This is a genomic window from Sphingomonas sp. SORGH_AS_0438 (genome assembly GCF_031453475.1).
Taxonomy (GTDB): Bacteria; Pseudomonadota; Alphaproteobacteria; order Sphingomonadales; family Sphingomonadaceae; genus Sphingomonas.
On the sequence record NZ_JAVIZS010000001.1, the window covers coordinates 1,665,667 to 1,683,904 of the forward strand.

Annotated in this window: 11 protein-coding genes; 4 read left to right on the forward strand and 7 right to left on the reverse strand. The window is 68.1% G+C overall.

Annotated features, from left to right (window positions below; genetic code table 11):
- Positions 1-29: 29 nt before the first annotated feature.
- The 5 genes from gspG to QE452_RS07725 are packed head-to-tail and all read right to left on the reverse strand — an operon-like array spanning position 30 to position 6,545.
- On the reverse strand, positions 30-536 hold the full coding sequence (gene gspG, locus QE452_RS07705; RefSeq protein WP_309658815.1) for a type II secretion system major pseudopilin GspG: 507 nt from the start codon (positions 534-536) through the stop codon (positions 30-32).
- Positions 537-544: 8 nt separating this feature from the next.
- The gene (gene gspF, locus QE452_RS07710; protein ID WP_309658814.1) at positions 545-1,768 is read right to left on the reverse strand and encodes a type II secretion system inner membrane protein GspF; all 1,224 of its coding nucleotides are present in this window, start codon (positions 1,766-1,768) and stop codon (positions 545-547) included.
- 12 nt (positions 1,769-1,780) lie between these two features.
- The gene (gene gspE, locus QE452_RS07715) at positions 1,781-3,418 is read right to left on the reverse strand and encodes a type II secretion system ATPase GspE (RefSeq protein WP_309658813.1); all 1,638 of its coding nucleotides are present in this window, start codon (positions 3,416-3,418) and stop codon (positions 1,781-1,783) included.
- Complete coding sequence (gene gspD, locus QE452_RS07720; protein ID WP_309658812.1) at positions 3,415-5,673, reverse strand: type II secretion system secretin GspD; 2,259 nt, start codon at positions 5,671-5,673, stop codon at positions 3,415-3,417. The genes gspE and gspD overlap by 4 nt, the downstream gene beginning before the upstream one ends.
- Positions 5,670-6,545, reverse strand: coding sequence for a type II secretion system protein N (locus QE452_RS07725; RefSeq protein WP_309658811.1), 876 nt, complete (start codon positions 6,543-6,545; stop codon positions 5,670-5,672). Before QE452_RS07725 ends, gspD begins: the two co-directional genes overlap by 4 nt.
- A 118-nt stretch (positions 6,546-6,663) precedes the next feature.
- On the opposite strand from QE452_RS07725, the gene QE452_RS07730 reads away from it, so the two are divergent.
- Positions 6,664-7,320 (forward strand): 2OG-Fe(II) oxygenase, encoded by a 657-nt coding sequence (locus QE452_RS07730; protein WP_309658810.1) that lies wholly within the window; start codon positions 6,664-6,666, stop codon positions 7,318-7,320.
- Positions 7,321-7,393: 73 nt separating this feature from the next.
- On the opposite strand, the gene QE452_RS07735 is transcribed toward QE452_RS07730, so the two are convergent.
- Together QE452_RS07735 and QE452_RS07740 are read right to left on the reverse strand one after the other, a co-directional pair.
- Positions 7,394-10,231, reverse strand: coding sequence for a TonB-dependent receptor domain-containing protein (locus tag QE452_RS07735; RefSeq protein WP_309658809.1), 2,838 nt, complete (start codon positions 10,229-10,231; stop codon positions 7,394-7,396).
- A gap of 87 nt (positions 10,232-10,318) precedes the next feature.
- Positions 10,319-11,929 carry a hypothetical protein gene (locus tag QE452_RS07740; RefSeq protein ID WP_309658808.1) on the reverse strand — a complete coding sequence of 537 codons (1,611 nt, stop codon included), beginning with the start codon at positions 11,927-11,929 and terminating at the stop codon, positions 10,319-10,321.
- A 254-nt stretch (positions 11,930-12,183) separates the two neighbouring features.
- Between QE452_RS07740 and QE452_RS07745 the strand changes: the two genes are divergently transcribed.
- The 3 genes from QE452_RS07745 to QE452_RS07755 all read left to right on the forward strand — a co-directional run bounded on the left by QE452_RS07745 (position 12,184) and on the right by QE452_RS07755 (position 18,231).
- On the forward strand, positions 12,184-14,319 hold the full coding sequence (locus tag QE452_RS07745; protein ID WP_309658807.1) for a TonB-dependent siderophore receptor: 2,136 nt from the start codon (positions 12,184-12,186) through the stop codon (positions 14,317-14,319).
- A gap of 208 nt (positions 14,320-14,527) precedes the next feature.
- Positions 14,528-17,209 (forward strand): TonB-dependent receptor, encoded by a 2,682-nt coding sequence (locus tag QE452_RS07750; protein WP_309658806.1) that lies wholly within the window; start codon positions 14,528-14,530, stop codon positions 17,207-17,209.
- Positions 17,209-18,231, forward strand: coding sequence for an arabinan endo-1,5-alpha-L-arabinosidase (locus QE452_RS07755; protein WP_309658805.1), 1,023 nt, complete (start codon positions 17,209-17,211; stop codon positions 18,229-18,231). Before QE452_RS07750 ends, QE452_RS07755 begins: the two co-directional genes overlap by 1 nt.
- Positions 18,232-18,238: the final 7 nt, after the last annotated feature.

Below are 18,238 nucleotides of genomic sequence, written 5' to 3' on the forward strand. Positions count from 1 at the left end.
AACGCGCAGATCCAAAGAGGAAAGCCGGCTTACTGCCAGCTGCCGATATCGGCATTGATCCCCTCGCCGCCTTCCTTGCCGTCGGCGCCATAGGTCCAGATGTCCGCCTCGCCATGCTGGCCGGGCGAGGCATAGAGATAGGGCCGGTTCCACGGGTCCTGCGGCAGGCGCTTGATATAGCCGCCCTGCTGGTAGCGCGACGCATCGACGCCGGCCGGTGCGCTGGTCAGCGCCGCCAGTCCCTGCGTCGTCGTCGGATAGCTGCCCATCTGCAGGCGATAGAGTTCCAGGCCATTCTCGACATTGGCGATATCGGCCTTGGCCTTCTGGATGCGCGCGGTGTCGCCCGAGGGCAGCACGTTGAGCGCGACGATGGTGGCCAGCAGGCCGATGATGACGATCACCACCATCAGCTCCACCAGTGTGAAGCCGTGTTCGGCGGAACGCCTCACGGAGGTGAAGCCGTGTTCGGCGAAGCGCCTCACGGGCGTGAAGCCGTTGCGCCGCTTGCGACGCGTCTTGTCCTCGATACGCATGAACATCCTCATTGCCCGGCCAATGTGTTGAGTTGCAGGATCGGCAGCAGGATCGATAGCACGATCGTCGCGACGATGCCGCCCATGATGACGATGATCGCCGGCTCCAGCAGTGACAGCGCGGTGGCGGTGAAACGGTCGAACTCCCGCTCCAGATAGTCCGCCGCCCGCTCCAGCATCTCGTCCAGCCGCCCGGCCGCCTCGCCGCTCGCCGCCAGATAGGTGAGCAGCGGCGGGAACACGCCCGCGCGCCGCATCGCCGCCGACAGGCTGCCGCCGCCCCGGATCGCCTCGACGATGTCGTCGGAGGCGACCCGCAGCCGGCGGTTGTGGATGGTGCCGGCGGTCAGCGTCAGCCCTTCCAGCAGCGGCAGCCGGCTGGCGACCATCGTGCCCAGCGTCCGCGCCATCCGCGCCGCATGCAGGTCGCGCAGCAACCGGCCGAGCAGCGGCAGCCGCAACAGCCAGCTGTCGAAGGCGAGCCGGATCGACGGCTCCTTCAGTGCCCGCCACCCGATCAGGCCGATGCCGACCACGACCAGCAGCATGATCCACCAGCCATTCACCAGCACGTCGGACAGCGTGATCACCATCCGCGTCAGCAGCGGCAGTTCCTGTCCGACCGTGTCGAACTGTTCGACCACCTGCGGCACCACGAACATCATCAGCGCGGTGACGACGCCCAAAGCAACCAGCGCCAGGATCGCCGGATAGGCGAGCGCGGTGATCAGCTTGCCACGGATTTCCGCCTGCCGCTCCAGCAGGGCCGCCAGCCGGTCGAGGATCGTCGGCAGCGTGCCCGAACTCTCGCCCGCCGCGACCATCGCGCGGTACAGCGGCGGAAAGCTCTTCGGCTCGCGCGCCATCGAGTCCGCCAGCCGCCGCCCCTCGACCACGCCGGCATGGACGGTGGCGACGATGCCGCGCACGCTCTCCTGCTCGGTCTGGCGGGTGATGGTGCGCAGGCTCTCCTCCAGGGGCGACACGCGGTTCAGCGTCGCGAGCTGGCGGGTGAACAGCGTCAGCTGCTTGCCCGACATACGCGCCCGGCCCAGTTGCAGGCCGAACAGCGGCCGCGCGCGGACCGCGGGCGGCGCGCCCGGCTCGATCCGCACGACATAGAGCTTCTGCCGGTCGAGCGTCTTGCGGGCCGCGTCCAGATCGGCGGCGGCGACATGGCCGCGCTTCTCCACGCCGCGCGTATCGATCGCGACATAGTCGAAATCAGCCATGCGCAGTCGTCATCATCGCGCCGCCTCGGCGGGAACGGCGTCCTCGATCGCGGGCGCGACATCGGTGACGTCGCGGCGCGACACCCGGATCGCTTCTTCGGGCGTGGTCTGGCCCGCCAGCACCAGCGCGCGCGCGGCACTTGCCAGGTCAGACGACCGGCGAAAGGCGTGATCGACGATCGCCTGCTCGTCGCCGCCCTCGTTGATCAGACGGCGGATCGTCTCGTCGACGCGTACCGCCTCATAGACGCCGGTACGACCGCGATAGCCGGTATGGCCGCACTCGTCGCAGCCGACCGCCTGATAGACGATCGCGTCGCTGGCGATGCCCAGCATCGGCGCGACCGTCTCGTTCGCCGGCACCGGGCGGCGGCAGGCGGGACAGAGCCGCCGCACCAGCCGCTGCGCGATCACCGCGCGCAGCGTCGAGGCGAGCAGGAACGGCTCCACCTTCATGTCGCGCATCCGCGTGATCGCGCCGACCGCGTCATTGGTATGGACGGTCGACAGCACCAGATGGCCGGTCAGCGACGCCTGCACGGCGATCTCCGCCGTCTCCCGGTCGCGGATTTCGCCGACCATCACCACGTCCGGGTCCTGGCGCAGGATGGCGCGCAGGCCGGCGGCGAAGGTCAGGCCGACCTTGGCGTTGACCTGGGTCTGGCCGACACCCTCGACCGCATATTCGACCGGGTCCTCGACGGTCAGGATGTTGCGGCTGCCGTCATTGAGCAGGCGCAGCGCGGCATAGAGGCTGGTGGTCTTGCCCGAGCCGGTCGGGCCGGTGACCAGGATGATGCCGTTCGGTTCCGCCAGCGCGCCGCGCAACAGGCCCAGCATCGCCGGGGTCATGCCCAGCGCGTCGAGATCGATGCCGGCATTCTCCTTGTCCAGGATACGCAGCACCACCCGCTCGCCCGCCCGGCTCGGCAGCGTCGAGACGCGCACGTCGAGCAGCTTGCCGCCCAGCGTCAGCCCCATGCGGCCGTCCTGCGGCACGCGCCGCTCGGCGATGTCGAGCCGCGCCATCACCTTGATGCGGCTGACCACCACCGGTGCGACATGCGGCGGCATCCGCATCGTCTCGCGCAGCACGCCGTCGATCCGCATCCGCACGACCAGCCCCGTCTCATAGGGCTCGACATGGATGTCGGACACGCCGTTGCGCGTCGCATCGGCGATGATGCCGTTGATCAGCCGGATCGCCGGCGCATCGTCGGCGGTGTCGAGCAGATCCTCCGCGGTCGGCAGATCGCCGGCCAGCGCGTCCAGCTCGTCGCCCATCCCGACCGCCGCCAGCGCGGTCGCCTGGCCCGTCATCGCATAGCCGTCCGACAACAGCCGGTCGAACGCCGCCGGCTCGACGATCGCGATGTCGAACGCGCGGCCGAGATGACGCCGCACCTCGATCAGCGCCTTGGGGTCGGCCCCCTCGCGCAGGGCGATGGTCAGGTGCGAGTCGACGTCGCTATGCTGCACCACCACGCCGAACTTGCGCGCGAAGGCATAGGGGATCGTGACCTGCGGCAGCGGGGCGATCGCCTCCGCCGGGGTCTCGACCGGCAGCGCGGTGTCGGCCGCGACCAGCGGCGGCGGCTCCGCCATCGCCCCCATCGGCAGCGGGGCCGGATCGTCGCCGTCGCGGATCATCTCTTCCCCTTCGGCCGGATCGCCATCGACGGCTGGGTCTGGACGGGCACCGCGATATTCGGGTCCTCGATATTGCCCGGCATCGGCGCGCGCGGGATCGGCGGCGCGGCATTCATATAGTCGCGCACCAGCTGGTCGATCGACGGCTCGACGCCCGGCTGGGCATAGCCCTGGAGCGCGCGGAGATAGCCGTAGCGCTGCTCGGTCACCCGCCGGCTGTCCTCGGCGGTGCGCAGGATGGTCGGCCGGATGAAGACCATCAGGTTGCTCTTGGTGCGGCTGCGGGCGCGGCTCTTGAACAGGTTGCCGACGACCGGGATGTCGCCCAGCAGCGGGATCTTCTCGATCGTCCGCCGTTCCGCATCGTCGAGCAGGCCCCCGATCACGGTGATCTGCCCGTCGTCGGGCGTGAAGACATTCTCGAACGCACGCTTGTTGAGGATCAGCTCGCTATTGTTGCTCGACACCGGCCCGGCAATCGAGCTGACCTCCAGCCGCACGAACAGCTTGAGCGAGCCGCCGGCATTGACCTGCGGCTTCACGTCGAGCTGGATGCCGACATTCTGGCGCTGCACCGTGCGGAAGGTGTTGTTGAAGTCGTTGGACAGCGCCTGCCCGGTGGTGACCGGAATTTCCTGACCCACCAGGCTGTGCGCCTGCTGGTTGTCGAGCGTGATCAGGTGCGGCACCTGGAGCAGGTTCGACGTGTTGTCGCTCTTCACCGCGTTGATGATCGCGCCGAAAATGGTGTCGCCGACCCGGCCGCCCCAGCCCGCAAAGCCGCCCGACGTGCCGAGCAGCGAGCCGATCGCCGATTGCGCCAGCTGGTTGGAGATGGTGTTGTCGGTGGTCGTCGTCGTGTTATTGCCGTTGATGACGGTGGTCTGCGTCGCCAGCGACCGCGCGCCGATCGCCCCGGCGATCTGGAGGATGTTGGGCGCGGAATTGCTGAAGGTGGAGGCGGCGAACGCCCCGCCCGACAGGTTGCCGAGCAGGAACTGCGCGCCCAGCCGGTTGACCGTGGCGTCGGACACCTCGGCGATGATCGCCTCGATCAGCACCTGTTCGCGCCGGGTGTCGAGCTGGCGCACCACCTCCGACAATTGGCGCTGGATGTCGGCCGGGGCGGCGATGACGATCGCATTCGCCCCGGCGAAGCGAGTGACGACCGCCGCCGTCCTGCCGCCTTGCGTCGACACCGCCGCCTGCTGGCCGTTGGGCGTGGCATTGCCGCCGCCGCTGTTCGCGCTCGGCTGACTGGGCTGGATGATCTGCGGCGTGATCGTGCCGCTCGACGTCCCGGTCGTGCCGTTGGTATTCTGGAACGAGCCGCGCGACAGTGTCGTCTCCTGCACCGGATCGGGCGTCTGCCCGACCAGCCGCTGGAGCACGGGCAGCAGCTGCTCGGCATCCGCATTCTCCAGGAAGACGACCCGGATCTCGGTGCCGCTCCGGGCCTTGCGGTCGAGATCGGCGGCGACGCTGGCGAGGCGCGACACGGTCGCCGGGTCGCCCCGGATCACCACCGAATTGCTGCTGTCGACCGACACGACCGACACGGTGCCGCTGCTGCCGCCGGCCGGCGCGCCGCCACCGCCCTGCCCCGGCCCCTGGCTGGCCGCGCCGCTGCCGCCGCCGGCCAGCGTCTGGAGCGCGGTCGCGATCTCGCGCGATCCGGCATTCTGGAGCGTGACGACGCGGGTCGCGGCATTGTCCGTGTCGATCCGGCGCAGCACCTCGCGGATGCGGCGGATATTGTCGCCAAAATCGACCACGACCAGGCTGTTGCCGGCGCGGTTGGCGGTGACCGAACCCTGGGGGGAGACCAGCGGCCGCACCGTCTCCACGGCACTCTGCGCGTCGACCGAGCGCAACCGCACGATCTCGGTCACGAAGCTGTTGCGTTGCGCCCCCGCCGAACCGACGCGGGTCGGCTGCGACGCGGCATTGTCGAGCGGCTGGATGCGGAAGCTGCCATTGCCGGTCGGCACCGCGACCAAGCCGTTGGCGCGCAGCGTCGACAGGAAGATCTCGAAATATTCGGAGCGCGACAGTGGCCGGTCGGTCACCACCGTCACCTTGCCGTTCACCCGGTTGTCGATGATGAAGGTGCGCCCGGTCACGCGCGCGGCGTCGGCGATGAAGGCGCGGATATCGGCATCGCGCACGTTCAGCGTCGTCTGCGCGACGACGGGCGCGGCCGCCAGGGCGGTCAGCGGCAACGCGGTGAAGGCAAGGAAATGCGAAAGCTTCATTTGGAAGGGGCCGCTATCGTGATGGCGAGCGCCAGCGTCTGCTGGCCGCGCTCGACGGTGATGGGGACGTTGCCGCCCCCGGCATAATCGGTGGCGATCCGGTCGAGATCGCCGGGTCCGCTGACCGCGCGCCCGCCGATCGCGGTGACGACGTCGCCCTCGCGCAGGCCGGCCTGGCGGAATGCCGCGCCGCTGCCCTGTGGCCGGACGACCAGGCCGCTGATCCGGCCGCCGTCGATGCGCGGGATGAAGCCGATCTCCTGGCGAAGCTGGCCGACCGGCACGCCGGCGCCGGCACCCGCGCCGGCGGGGGCCGGGCCGCCCAGCACCGGGGTCGCGCCCGCCGCGCGTGATCCGATCTCCGGGCCGGCCGGAGCCGCGCCGGTCGGCGGCGGCGCGTCGGACTGGTCGAGGAACAGGTCCTCCGCGGTGCCGCCGCGGTCGAGCGTGATATGGTCGAAGGCGACGGCCTTCAGCGTGACGCCGGGCTGGATCTCCTCGCCGACCGCCACGCTCTTCTGCACGCCATCCGCCCCCGCGACGATCGCCGAGCCGCGCCCCGTCGCCTCGTCCAGCCGGATGCCGAACAACGTCAGTTGCAGCGGCGTCACGGTGGCGGGGCCGGCTTGGGGCGCGTTGAGGCGGAAGAAGGGGTCGAACTGGCTGAGGATCGCAGCCGGCGAGCCGGGCAACGTCACCCCCGCCGGACGCCAGTCGCCGACCGGTCCGACCGGCGTCGCCACGACCCAGACGAAACGCGCGCATTGGACCGCCAGCGCCCCCATCAGCACCAGTTCGGCCAGTGAATAGACGTTGACGACGGGTATCCGCCGCAACCAGCGGCGTGCCCGCGCGTCGAGCTTCAATCGCATCCTGTTCCCATCCCGCCGGCCAGGGGCTTTAACCATGCCATGTTACGTCTCGGCGTCAAACATCGGAAACAAAAATCCGCTGGCGTCACCGACCCGATGTTCGGCAGAGAGCGATGCCATGACACCGCTTCCCTCCCTCGGCAATGGACTGGATGCCATTGCCGTCACCGACCGGATCCTTTCGCATGGCCAGGTGCAGAAGATTCCCGGCGGCAAGCTGACCCTGTTTGTCCGTCGCGCCTTCCTCTCGCCCGCGCTCTGCGCCGAGCTGGTCGCCCGGATCGACGCGGTGCGCCGTCCCTCGACGCTCGCCGACGCCAATGGCGATGCCGCCTATCGCACCAGCGAGACCGGCGACCTCGCCGCCGACGACCCCGTGGTCCGCGAAACGGAGGCGTGCATCGCCGCGCTGACCGGCCTGGACGGCGTCTATGGCGAACCCTTGCAAGGGCAGCGCTATGCCGTGGGGCAGGAGTTCAAGGGTCACACCGATTATTTCGAACCCGGCGGCCTCGACTTCGACCGCTATTGCGGCGTCGCCGGCAACCGCACCTGGACGGTGATGGTCTATCTCAACGAGCCCGAAGCAGGCGGCGCGACGCGGTTCAAGGCGATCGACAAGATCATCCAGCCGGAAACCGGCAAGCTGGTCTGCTGGAACAATCGCCGGCCCGACGGCACGCTCAACCCCGCCACGCTGCATCAGGGCATGAAAGTGCGCAGCGGCGTGAAGTACGTCATCACCAAATGGTTTCGCGAACGCCCCTGGGGATGATCGCATCGCCGGAATGCAGGACGCGCCCTGCGGCCTGAAAGCGGGGGCGGTATCGACCGCCCCCTCCGCCCGATCAGAAGGTCACGCTCGCGCCCAGCGTGAATATGCGGCCCTGGCGATAGCGGTTGATGAAGACCGTATTGCCAGTCTCGAAATCCTGCCGCTCCTGATAACGCGTGCCGGTCAGGTTGCGCGCCTCGGCCTTGATCTCGAACTGGCCGCCGAACGCCTCCACGCCCTGGCGCGCGACCAGGTCGAGCCGGATGCCCGGCCGCTCGATGATGTCGGGCTGGAAACCGGTGCCGCTCAGATAGCTGGGGCCGCGATTGGTGACGCGGTTGCTGGCATAGTTGAACAGCAATGTGATCGCCGACAGGCTGTCCGTGTCCTCGACGCCGAGCTGAAGGTTGACCAGATGGTCCGACTGTCCGGTCAGCGGCGCGCCGTTGCGGAACTGGACATTGGCGGGCGCGAAGCCGGGGCCGCAGGGCGCGATCTGCACGCCCAGCACGCTCGGCACGCACTGCGCGTTCGCCGTGATCTTCGACTGGGTATAGGTATAGTTGGCGATGATCACCGCGCGCCGCGTCTCGAACAGCCCGCCCAAGGCGGTCAGCGGCACATATTTCTGCACCTCGGCCTCCGCGCCCCACAGCGTCGCCTTGGGCAGATAGGTGAAGCCGGTCTGGAGCCGCGCATCGGGCGTCGGGAAGAAGCCGACCTGCTCGATCGGATTGTCGATCCGCTTGTAGAAGCCCGACAGCGTCGCCCGCTGGTCACGCGCGAAGAACCACTCGTAGCGCGCCTCCAGATTGTAGAGCTTGGAGTCCTTCAGGAACGGGTTACCGAAGAACAGCCGGTCGGATTCGAAATCGCGGAATGCCTGGGGGGCCAGTTCGCGGAACTGCGGACGGGCGATCGTCTTCGAGGCGCTGGCGCGCAGCTGCATGTCGCTGGCGAAGTTCCAGGTCAGCGTCGCCGCCGGCAGGAAATAATCGTTGTTCAGCCGCGTGCCGGTGGCGTTGATCGGGTCGACGCGCTCCTTCGCCGTCTCGTAGCGCAGGCCGATCGTCGCGCGCAGGCCGTCCGTCGCCTCCGCCTCGACCTGGGCGTAGCCGGCATGGATCAACAGGCTGGCGTCATAGGCATAGGAGCCGTTCTGCCCGGCGTCGAAGCGCAGCTGCACCGCGTTCTGCGCCGGATTGGCGGCGACCGGGCAACCGTTCAGCACGTCCGGCGACAGCAGGAAGTCGGGGCGGAACAGGTTGCAGGGGAACGGGATCGCGCCGCCCGTCGTGGTCTGGAACACGAAGGGCAGACGGGTCGAGCTGCGGTCGTTCTTCTGGAAATAATAGCCCGCCGACAGCGTCATCGGACGCTCCAGATTGGGCCGCCACGACGCATCGGCCTGCGCGGTGTAGAGATTCTCGTTCAGCCGGCTGAACACCACGGTCGCGAACCGGTCGAAGGCGTTGGTCGCCTGATAGGCGCCGGGGCACTGGATGCCCTCCGCCGCATTCGCCTCGGTGACGGTGACGTTGAGCGAGGTGTTGCAGAGATAGATGAACTGCCGCTCATAGGGCGCCAGCCGCTTGGAATTGGCATAGGCGCCGCGCACATCGAGCTGCACCCGGTCGAACGGCTTGAACTCGCCGACCAGCTGCGATTCGATCAACTGGCGTTCGAACCAGTTGGTGTTCTGCTGGAAGATCGGCGCGCCGCTGCTGTTGTTGTAGACGGTCGCGGCCGAGCCCCGCGCCTGCTTCAGCGTGTCGTGGATATAGATGTTGGTCAGGCGGATGGTGTTCTTGCCGAACTCATAGCCGAGCCCGAGCAGCGCGTTCACCACCGCGCGATTGTCGGTGATCAGCGTCGAGAAGTCGTTGCGCAGCGCGCCGTTCGCCGAGATCGTGTCCTGCTGCGTCGCGTCGCGGGTGCGCCAAGAGTTGCTGATGCTGGCCGAGCCGATCACGCCCAGCCGGTCGCTGCCGACATCCTTGACGATGCCGAAGCTGACCTCGCCCGATCCGTTGGCGGGCAACTGGTTGTTGCGCTGGAGCAAGGTGGTGCGCGCGTTGGAGAGCTGCGCGACCTGCTCGGTCGGGATGATGCCGTTGCCGCCCGGCGCATCGGTGATGAACTTGGGCACGCGGCGCTCGCCCGAATCGAAGCCGATCCAGTCGTGCTTGCCGCCCTTGTAGGTATAGCCCAGCTCGCTGGTCGTCACCGTGTCGGCGGAGATGGTGCCGCCCATCGAGACGAAGCTCTTGTCGGGGATCGCCTTGGTCGTCAGGTTGATGACGCCGCCGCCGAACTCGCCGGGGTAATTGACGGAATAGGTCTTCTGGACCAGCGCCGAGCCGACGATCGTGGTTGGGAAGATGTCGAGCGGCACCGAGCGGCGCAGCGGCTCGGGACTGGGCAGCGGCGAGCCGTTGAGCAATGCCGAGGAATAGCGGTCGCCCAGACCACGGACATAGACGAAGCCGTTGCCGACCACCGACAGGCCGGTGACGCGGGTCAGCGCGCCCGCGATATCACCCTCGCCCGTCCGCGCGATATCGGCGGCGGACAGGACCGAGATGACCTGCGGCGTCGCGCGGATCGTGTTGGGGATGTTGCGACCGACGACGACGATGTCCTCGGCGGCGGCGGGGTCATAACCGGGCGTCGAGACCTCGACCGCCGGCTCTTGCTGGTCGGCCCCCTGCTGGTCGGCGGTCGTGCCGGGCTGGGCCAGCGCCCGATCCTGCGCGGTGTTGGCGGGGGCGTCGACCTCGGTGCCGGTGGTGCTGGCCGGCGGAGAGGACTGGCCCGCCGGGCTGCCGCCCGCGACCTGGGCGAGCGCCGCCGGGGCGACGAAGTGCGAGGTGAGAAGAAGAAGCGAAGCGAAGGCGGGGCGCTGCAGCATGACCGATGTCCGGATCAGGGGGGAAATGGACGATGCCGGGGCGGTGGAGGCCACCCCGGCATCGCGTCGCTCAAGGGGCGATGCGCCTCAGCGGCCCTGGCACTCGAAATAGACCGAGTTGAAGGTCGGCGGGCCGACATCCTGCAGCGCCGCATTGGCGGCGCGGACGGTGGTGCGGCCGCCATTGTCCTCGCCCGCCACCATGTTGACGCAGGCGACGCCCTGCGGCGTCTTCACGATGCCGTTGACGAAGGCCATGTCGGCGCCGCCGCGCAGGCGGATCGCCGCCGGGGCGGTCGCGGTCTGGATGAAGGTGAAGTTGGCGTAGCGCGCGAAGGTGCGCGGCAGCAGGTCCTCGGCCCCGTTGGAGTCGATTTCGGTCGAGAAGCTGTCGGCGGTCGCGCCCAGCGGCTTCTGCGCGGTGATCATGAACTGGATGAAGCCGCGATAGCCATTGTCGATGTCGAAGCCGTCATCGTCGGCGCCGGTCATCACCATATACTTCATGTTGGCGGTGCCGCCGAAGATCTCGACGCCGTCATCGGCCGAATTGTGGCTCTGGATATGGTCCAGCGTGGTGCCCGAACCGACGCCGCCCAGCGTCAGGCCCTGCAACTCGTTGCCTTCGCTGATCGCGATGCCGGTGTAGCGGATCTGCACATATTGCATCGTACCGCTGCTGTCGGCCTGGTTGGTGCCGCCGTAGAAGCGGTTGGTCACACCCTCGATCGGGTTCTGGCAGGTGGCGCTGGTGCCGTCGGCATTGTTCGGGCCGGTGCCGGCGGCGCAGACGGCGGTCGGCGCGCGGCCGAGCAGGACGATGCCGCCCCACAGGCCCTGCGTCGCGTCCGACACGCCGTTCGACGCCAGGTTCTGCTGCGCGGTGAAGACGATCGGGGCGGAGGCGGTGCCGACCGCGTTGATCTTCGACCCGCGATTGACCAGCAGCAGGTCGTTGGTGCTCTCGCTCGAGTCCGCCGCCAGCACGACGCCCGCCGCGATGTTCAGCGTCGCGGTCGCGCCGGTCGCGACGTTGCCGACCTCGGTCTGGCCACGGAAGCGATAGACGACGCCGGCGACCTTGGGCAGCGACAGGTCGGTGTCGATGATCTGCGGCAGGCGACAATAGCGGAAGGTCGGGCTGCTCGACGAGTTGGTGCCGTCGTCGATCGTGCCGGTCGGGCAGGAACCCGCGACCGGCGAGCCGATGCTGGGCACGGCGGTGCAGGACGCGCTGCCGCTGCCGAAATTGGCGGCGGTGGAGTTGCAGGTCCAGCCGACGAAATTATTGTCGTTGGGGCCGCTGGTCGCACCGATGAAGTTGGCGGGCGTGAAGAAGCTGCCCAGGCGGGTCGGATCGGCGGCGGTCACCGGCGTGGCGTTGCTCGGATAGACGCCGTTCAGGATGTTGGTGCCGTTGACGTTGTTGTTGGCGCCGGCATTGACCAGGTCGAGCTGCTCCTGCGACGTGACGGTGATGCCGTTGACCGTCGTCTGCGCGGCGAACTGCGACGCGGTCAGCGCGGTCGGGGTCGGCGTGCCGGTCGGCGTCGGGGTCGGCGCGGGCGTCGCGGGATTGATGATGGTGATCGCGCCGGCGCCCGGCGACGCCACGCTGTCCGCCCCGCCGCACGATGCGAGCAGGACACAGGCCGAACCCGCCATCAGCAGGCGGGAATAGCGCGAAAAGCTTGCCATCTCGAAGAACTCCGTCGATCGTTGTCTTGGTGTCGGTGCCTGGGCGGCGCCGCGATCGACGCGGGTCCCCCTGCCGATCTCGCAACTGCGGTAGGCGGGTTAGATGACGGGAAAATGCGATTCCGGTGACGGGATCGTGACGGTTGCATGACGGAACGATGACACGCGCTTTCTGCACCATGGCGTCATGACATGTTGTAACATGATCATGTCCGTGGCTATAGGCGCCCGACGTTCCGGGGGATTACCGTTCGATGATCATGTTCCGCCGCCGTGCCGCCGCACGGCTTGCCACCTTGTGCCTGCCGCTCGTTACGATCGGGCTTGCCGGCCCCGCCGTCGCGCAGGTCGCCCCGTCGACCGATGACGCCGCCAGCGTGCCGGAGGACGATCATGGCGACATCGTTGTGCTCGGCACCGCATCGCGTCGCGACACGACGCTCGGTTCCGACCTGCTCACCCGCCGCATGTCGCAGTCCAGCCGCTCGCTGGAGCGCGACCTGCTCGTCGCCAACGGCACCTATCGCCTGTCGGACGCGCTGGAGCTGTTCAGCGGCATCAGCCAGCAGAACAACCGCGGCGGCTTCCTCGACAATTTCGCGATCCGCGGCTTTCTCGGCACGCCAGATGGCGGCGCGGAATATTATGTCGACGGCTTCCTGGCCAATCGCGGCCTCGCCCCGCCGCGCGACCCGGCCACCGTCGAGCGGATCGAGGTGCTGAAGGGGCCGGCCGGCGCGGTGTTCGGCGATATCGATCCGGCCGGCCGCGTCAATATCGTGTCGAAAACGCCGCGCTTTACCCCGGCGGTCGATGCGACCTTGCTCTACGGATCGTTCGACACCCGGCGAGGCGAGCTGGACGTCACCGGCCCGCTGTCGCGGACGATCGCCGGTCGCATCGTCGTCGCGGCCGAGGATACGGACGGCTATCGCGATTTCGTCGGCCTCTCGCGCCGCACCGTCTCCCCCTCCCTCACCTGGCAGCCGGGCGCGCGCACCAGCCTCACCGCGCTGGCGGAATATACGAGCTTCGCCTCCGCCTTCGACCGGGGCGTGCCGGCGATCGGCGGCGATGCACTGGCGGTGCCGCGCAACCGCTTCGTCGGCGAACCGGCCGATGGTCGGCATCAGGCGCGCAATACCCGGCTGCAACTGACCGGCCGTCACGACCTGGGCGGCGAATGGTCGATCAATGGCGGCGTCGCCTGGCGCTTCTCCACCTTGCGCGGCTTCTCCAGCGACCAATCGTCGCTGCGCCCCGACAATCGCACCCTGTGGCGGCAGCGTCGCCAGCGCGGCTATGAGGCGACCGACCTGTCGACCCGGCTGGAGCTGGCGGGCCGGTTCGAGGCGGCGGGCGTCCACCACCCCAGCCTGGGCATCAAGGGCTATACGCTGGACTATCTGGAGCGGCTGCCCCGCTTCCGACCGAGCGCCACGCGCCCCTATGCGATCGACGTGTTCGCACCCGTCTATGGCCAGCCCCGCCCCGCCGTCCTGCCCAATATCGACCAGCGCGAGAAGCGGGTGGTCGGCACCCTCTATCTCCAGGATATGTGGGACGTGACCGATCGGCTGACGCTGACCGGCGGCGTGCGCTACGACGCCTATCGCCAGCGGCTGCGCCGGAACCTGACCGGGCTGACCACCCAGGCGACGGGCGAGCCGGTCAAGTTCCGGTTCGGCGCGCGCTATCGCCTGACCGACACGATCGCGGTCCATGGCAATTGGGGCGAGTCCTTCCTGCTCAATTCCGGCAGCGGCCGCCCGACCGCGCAGAACCCGCAGGGCGATGCCTTCGGCCCGGAAAGCGCGGTCGGTTGGGAAATGGGCATTGCCGGCCGCTGGACCGGGATCGATGCCGCCATGACCGTCTTCGACATCCGGAAGCGCGGCATCCTGACCAACGATCCGGTCGATCCCGGCTATAACGCACCGGTCGGCAAGCTGACGAGCCGGGGCGTCGAACTGGATGCTTCGGTCCGGGTGATCAAGCATTGGCAGATCGTCGGCAACTATGCCTATATCGACGCGCGCGCCGACGATAAGACCTTCGCGACGCCCGATGTGCTGAACGTCGCCGAACATTCGGGCACGCTGCTGGCGGTGGGTCGCTATCCGACCGGCTGGGGCACCGACTGGTCGCTGAGCGGCGGCGTCGCCTATGTGGGGGACCGGGCCGGCGCGATCGACACCAGCGGCCTGCGCCTGCCCGCCTATACCAAGGTGAAGATGGCGGGCGAGATCGGCGTCACCCCCGCCCTGACCGTCCGGCTGGAGGCGGACAATCTGTTCGACGTCCATTATGCGATGAGCTCGTACAGCCCGCTCTGGATCTATCCGGGGGCTCCCCGCACCGTCCGCCTGTCTGCCCGCGTCGCCTGGTAGGGCGTCGATCCCGATAAGTCCCGACATCGCGCCGCCGCCCTCAGCCAGGGCGGCGGTTCGACCTGCGTGCCTGATGCAAATCGGCAACAGGTTAACGCGCAATTTCGTAAGCCATTGCGTTCGCTGACTTCGTTTATTGCCTTCCTCCATGCCTGGTTTAATGTCCGACATATAAGCGGACGTGATCCGCATCATGGGGAGAGAGTAGATGGCTATCGCACGCTGGCACCGGCTGTTCGGCACGGCTTCGATCCTGGGGCTGGCGATCGCCGCGCAAGCGGCGGCGGCGCAGGATGCCAGCGGGACGCCCGCGTCGCGCACCGGCGCCACCCAGGCCACGACATCGACCGCACAGGAGACGGCAACGGGCGTGGACGCTGCGCAGGCCCCCTCCCAGGCTCCGAGCGAAAGCGACGCCAATGCCGACGACATCATCGTCACCGGCGTCCGCGCCAGCCTCGCCTCCGCCCAGTCGATCAAGCGCAACGCCAGCCAGATCGTCGACTCGATCGTCGCCGAGGACATCGGCAAATTACCGGACAATACGGTTGCCGACGCGCTCCAGCGGGTGACCGGCGTGCAGGTGACGCGCGGTGCGGGTGAGGCCGGCACGGTGCTGATCCGCGGCCTGCCCAATGTCGCGACGGTGCTGAACGGTCGCGAGGCGTTCACCGGCGTTGGGCGCGGCTTCGCGCTCCAGGATATCCCCGCCGAACTGATCGCCGGCGTCGATGTCTACAAGACCAGCACGCCCGACCTGGTCGAGGGCGGCGTCGCCGGTTTGATCGACGTGCGCCTGCGCCGCCCCTTCGACTTCGCCGGCAGCCAGGTCGCCGCCAGCGGCCGCGCGGTCTATAGCGACCAGTCGAAGAAATGGGGCTATATCGGCTCAGGGCTGGTCAGCCAGCGCTGGGACACCGGCATCGGCGAGATGGGCCTGCTGGTCGCGGCCTCGTACAACAAGCGCCTCTACCAGGATCAGACCGCCTTCGACTTCGTCTCGTCGGGCACGCCGATCGCCACGCCCGACACGGTGGGCGGCCTCTACACCTCAGGTGACCGGCGGCGCACCGCGCTCAACGCCTCGTTCCAGTGGCGGCCCAATGCCGATGTGGAATTCTATGCGGACGGCGTCTTCACCCGCTACGATAACAAGATCGCGGTCGATTTCTTCATCGGCCTGCCCAAGGCGGGTACACTGTCGAACGTGGTCGCCAATGCCGGTTATCCGCTGCTCGCGGCCAGCAGCAGCACGACCAATGCCTATACGCTGTCCAGCAAGCAGGCCTATCTGAACCGCACCGACAATTACCAGGCGGTGGTCGGCGGCAAGTGGACGCTGGGCCAGGCTGTGCTGAACACCGAGGTCACCTATAACTACAGCAAGGTGCCGAACCGCAACGCGATCCTTGACACCTCGTTCAACGTGCCCCGGCTGGACGTGACCTATGATGTCGGCGGCACGCCCCAGGTGGCGCTGACCGGTGCCGACCTGACCGATCCCGGCATCTTCACGATCCGCACCCTGTTCGACAACAACAGCCTGGACACCAGCGAGCAGATCGCCTGGCGCAACGACCTGACGATCAAGCCGGACAGCCCGGTGATCCAGATGCTGAAGATCGGCACCCGCTATACGCATCGCAACGTCCGCTCGCAGGCGACCGCCTCCATCCCGATCGGCTTCCCGACGGCGGCGGGCGCGCCCCTGTCCTCGATCCCCGGCTTCGCCTCCCTATCGCCCGGCGGGCTGGTCAAGGGGGCGCTGGGCATCGACCGGTTCGTCACCGCCGATACCGGCATCCTGCTGAACGACACGGACACGATCCGGACGCTGTTCGGCCAGCCGACCGGTCCGCGCGCCTATGAGCCCAATCTCGCCTTCTTCAACGGCGAGGACACCTATGCCTTTTACGGGCAGGTCGGGTACCGGTTCGACCTGGGCGGCATGGTGCTGGACGGCGTGGCGGGTGCGCGCGTGGTCAACACCGTCGAGAACCTCAACGGCAATGGCGTGTCGAGCAAGCAGAATTATCTGAACGTCCTGCCCAGCATCAACGCGCGCCTCGGCCTGACCGATACGCTGTTCCTGCGCGCCGCCGCCGGCAAGACGGTGACGCGGCCGGAATTCGGCCAACTCAACCCGCTCATCACGCTGGTGCCGAGCGGCGCGACCGGCACGCAGCAATATATCGGCACCGGCAGCGGTGGTAATCCCGACCTGCAACCGATCCGCTCCACCGCCTATGACGCATCGATCGAATGGTATGTGGCGCGCAGCACCTCGCTGACCGCCGCCGGTTTCTATCGCGACCTGTCCGGCTATATCCAGACCTATTCGCAGCCAGAGAATTTCGGCGGCTCCTATCTGGTCAACCGTCCGCGCAATGCCGGCAACGGCTATCTGGCGGGTGCGGAGGTCGCCTATCAGCAGTTCTTCGACTTCCTGCCGGGCGCGCTCAGCGGCCTGGGCGTCCAGTTGAACGGCACCTATATGGACGGCAAGACCGACGACCCGATCAATGGCGGCAAGCAGCGGATCGTCAACGTCTCGCACTGGGCGTATAATGCGGTCGCCATCTACGAGAAATACGGCGTCTCGGCGCGCCTCGCCTACAATTGGCGCTCCAGCTATGTCGACAGCTATAATTCGGGCGGCGTGCAGGCCAGCACGATCCTGGTCGATCCGGTCAGCCGGCTCGACTTCTCCGGCAGCTATTCGCCGACCGAATGGCTGACGCTGACCTTCGATGCGACCAACATCCTGGACGATGTCTATCACGACCGATTCAAGGGGAAGAACTCGGTCACCGGCCTGTTCTACGACTCGCCGCGCGACACCCGCACCTATGACCGGACGATCCAGATCGGCGCGCGGGTGAAGTTCTGATGCGCGGGCGGAGCGCCCTGGCGGCGCTGCTGCTCGCGGCGGGCGGGGCTCCGGTCCCCGCCGCCACGGCGCAGGCCTCGGCCGAGTTGCAGGGCGACATCGCGCCTACGCATGACCCCGTCATCATCCGCGAGGGCGGCCTCTACCATGTCTATTCGACGGGATTGGGCGACGGTGACGGCCGGATCATCGCGCACCGCGTCTCGACGGACCGGGTGCATTGGCAATCGGCCCCCACGCCCCTGCCCGCGCTGCCCGACTGGGCGAAGCGGGCGATCCCGGGCGCGACCAACGCCTGGGCCCCGGACATCTCCTATGTCGGCGGGCGCTACCGGCTCTATTATTCCATCTCGACCTTCGGCTCCAACCGGTCGGCGATCGGCCTGCTGACCAGCCCCACGCTCGATCCCGCCCGGCCCGGCTATGGCTGGCGCGACGAAGGGATGGTGGTCCGGTCAAATCCGTCGGACGATTTCAACGCGATCGATCCCAATTTCATCCGCGACCGGGACGGCCGCCAATGGCTGGCGCTCGGCAGTTTCTGGAGCGGGTTGAAGCTGTTCGCACTCGATCCCGCCACCGGCAAGCCGGCCCGACCGGGCGAGGCCCCCGTCTCCATCGCGCGGCGTCCGGCGCCGGCGGGTGCCGCCGCGCCGGTCGAGGCGCCGTTCCTGTTCGACCATGGCGGCTGGTACTGGCTGGTCGCCTCCTACGACTATTGCTGCAAGGGCAATGCCAGCACCTATTACACCGTCATCGGCCGGTCGCGCGCGATCACCGGCCCCTATCTAGGCAAGGACGGCAGCGCGATGATGCAGGGCGGCGGCACGCTGTTGCTGGCGGCGGACCTGCCGGAGAAGCAGCGCTTCCGCGGACCCGGCCATGCCGGCCACATGCGCGACGCGGACGGGACCGACTATCTGGTCTATCACGCCTATGACCGCGAGAACAAAGGCACCCCGACGCTGCGGCTGGCGCGGCTGCGCTGGGGCGCGGACGGCTGGCCCGTCGCCGAACGATGATGCAGGA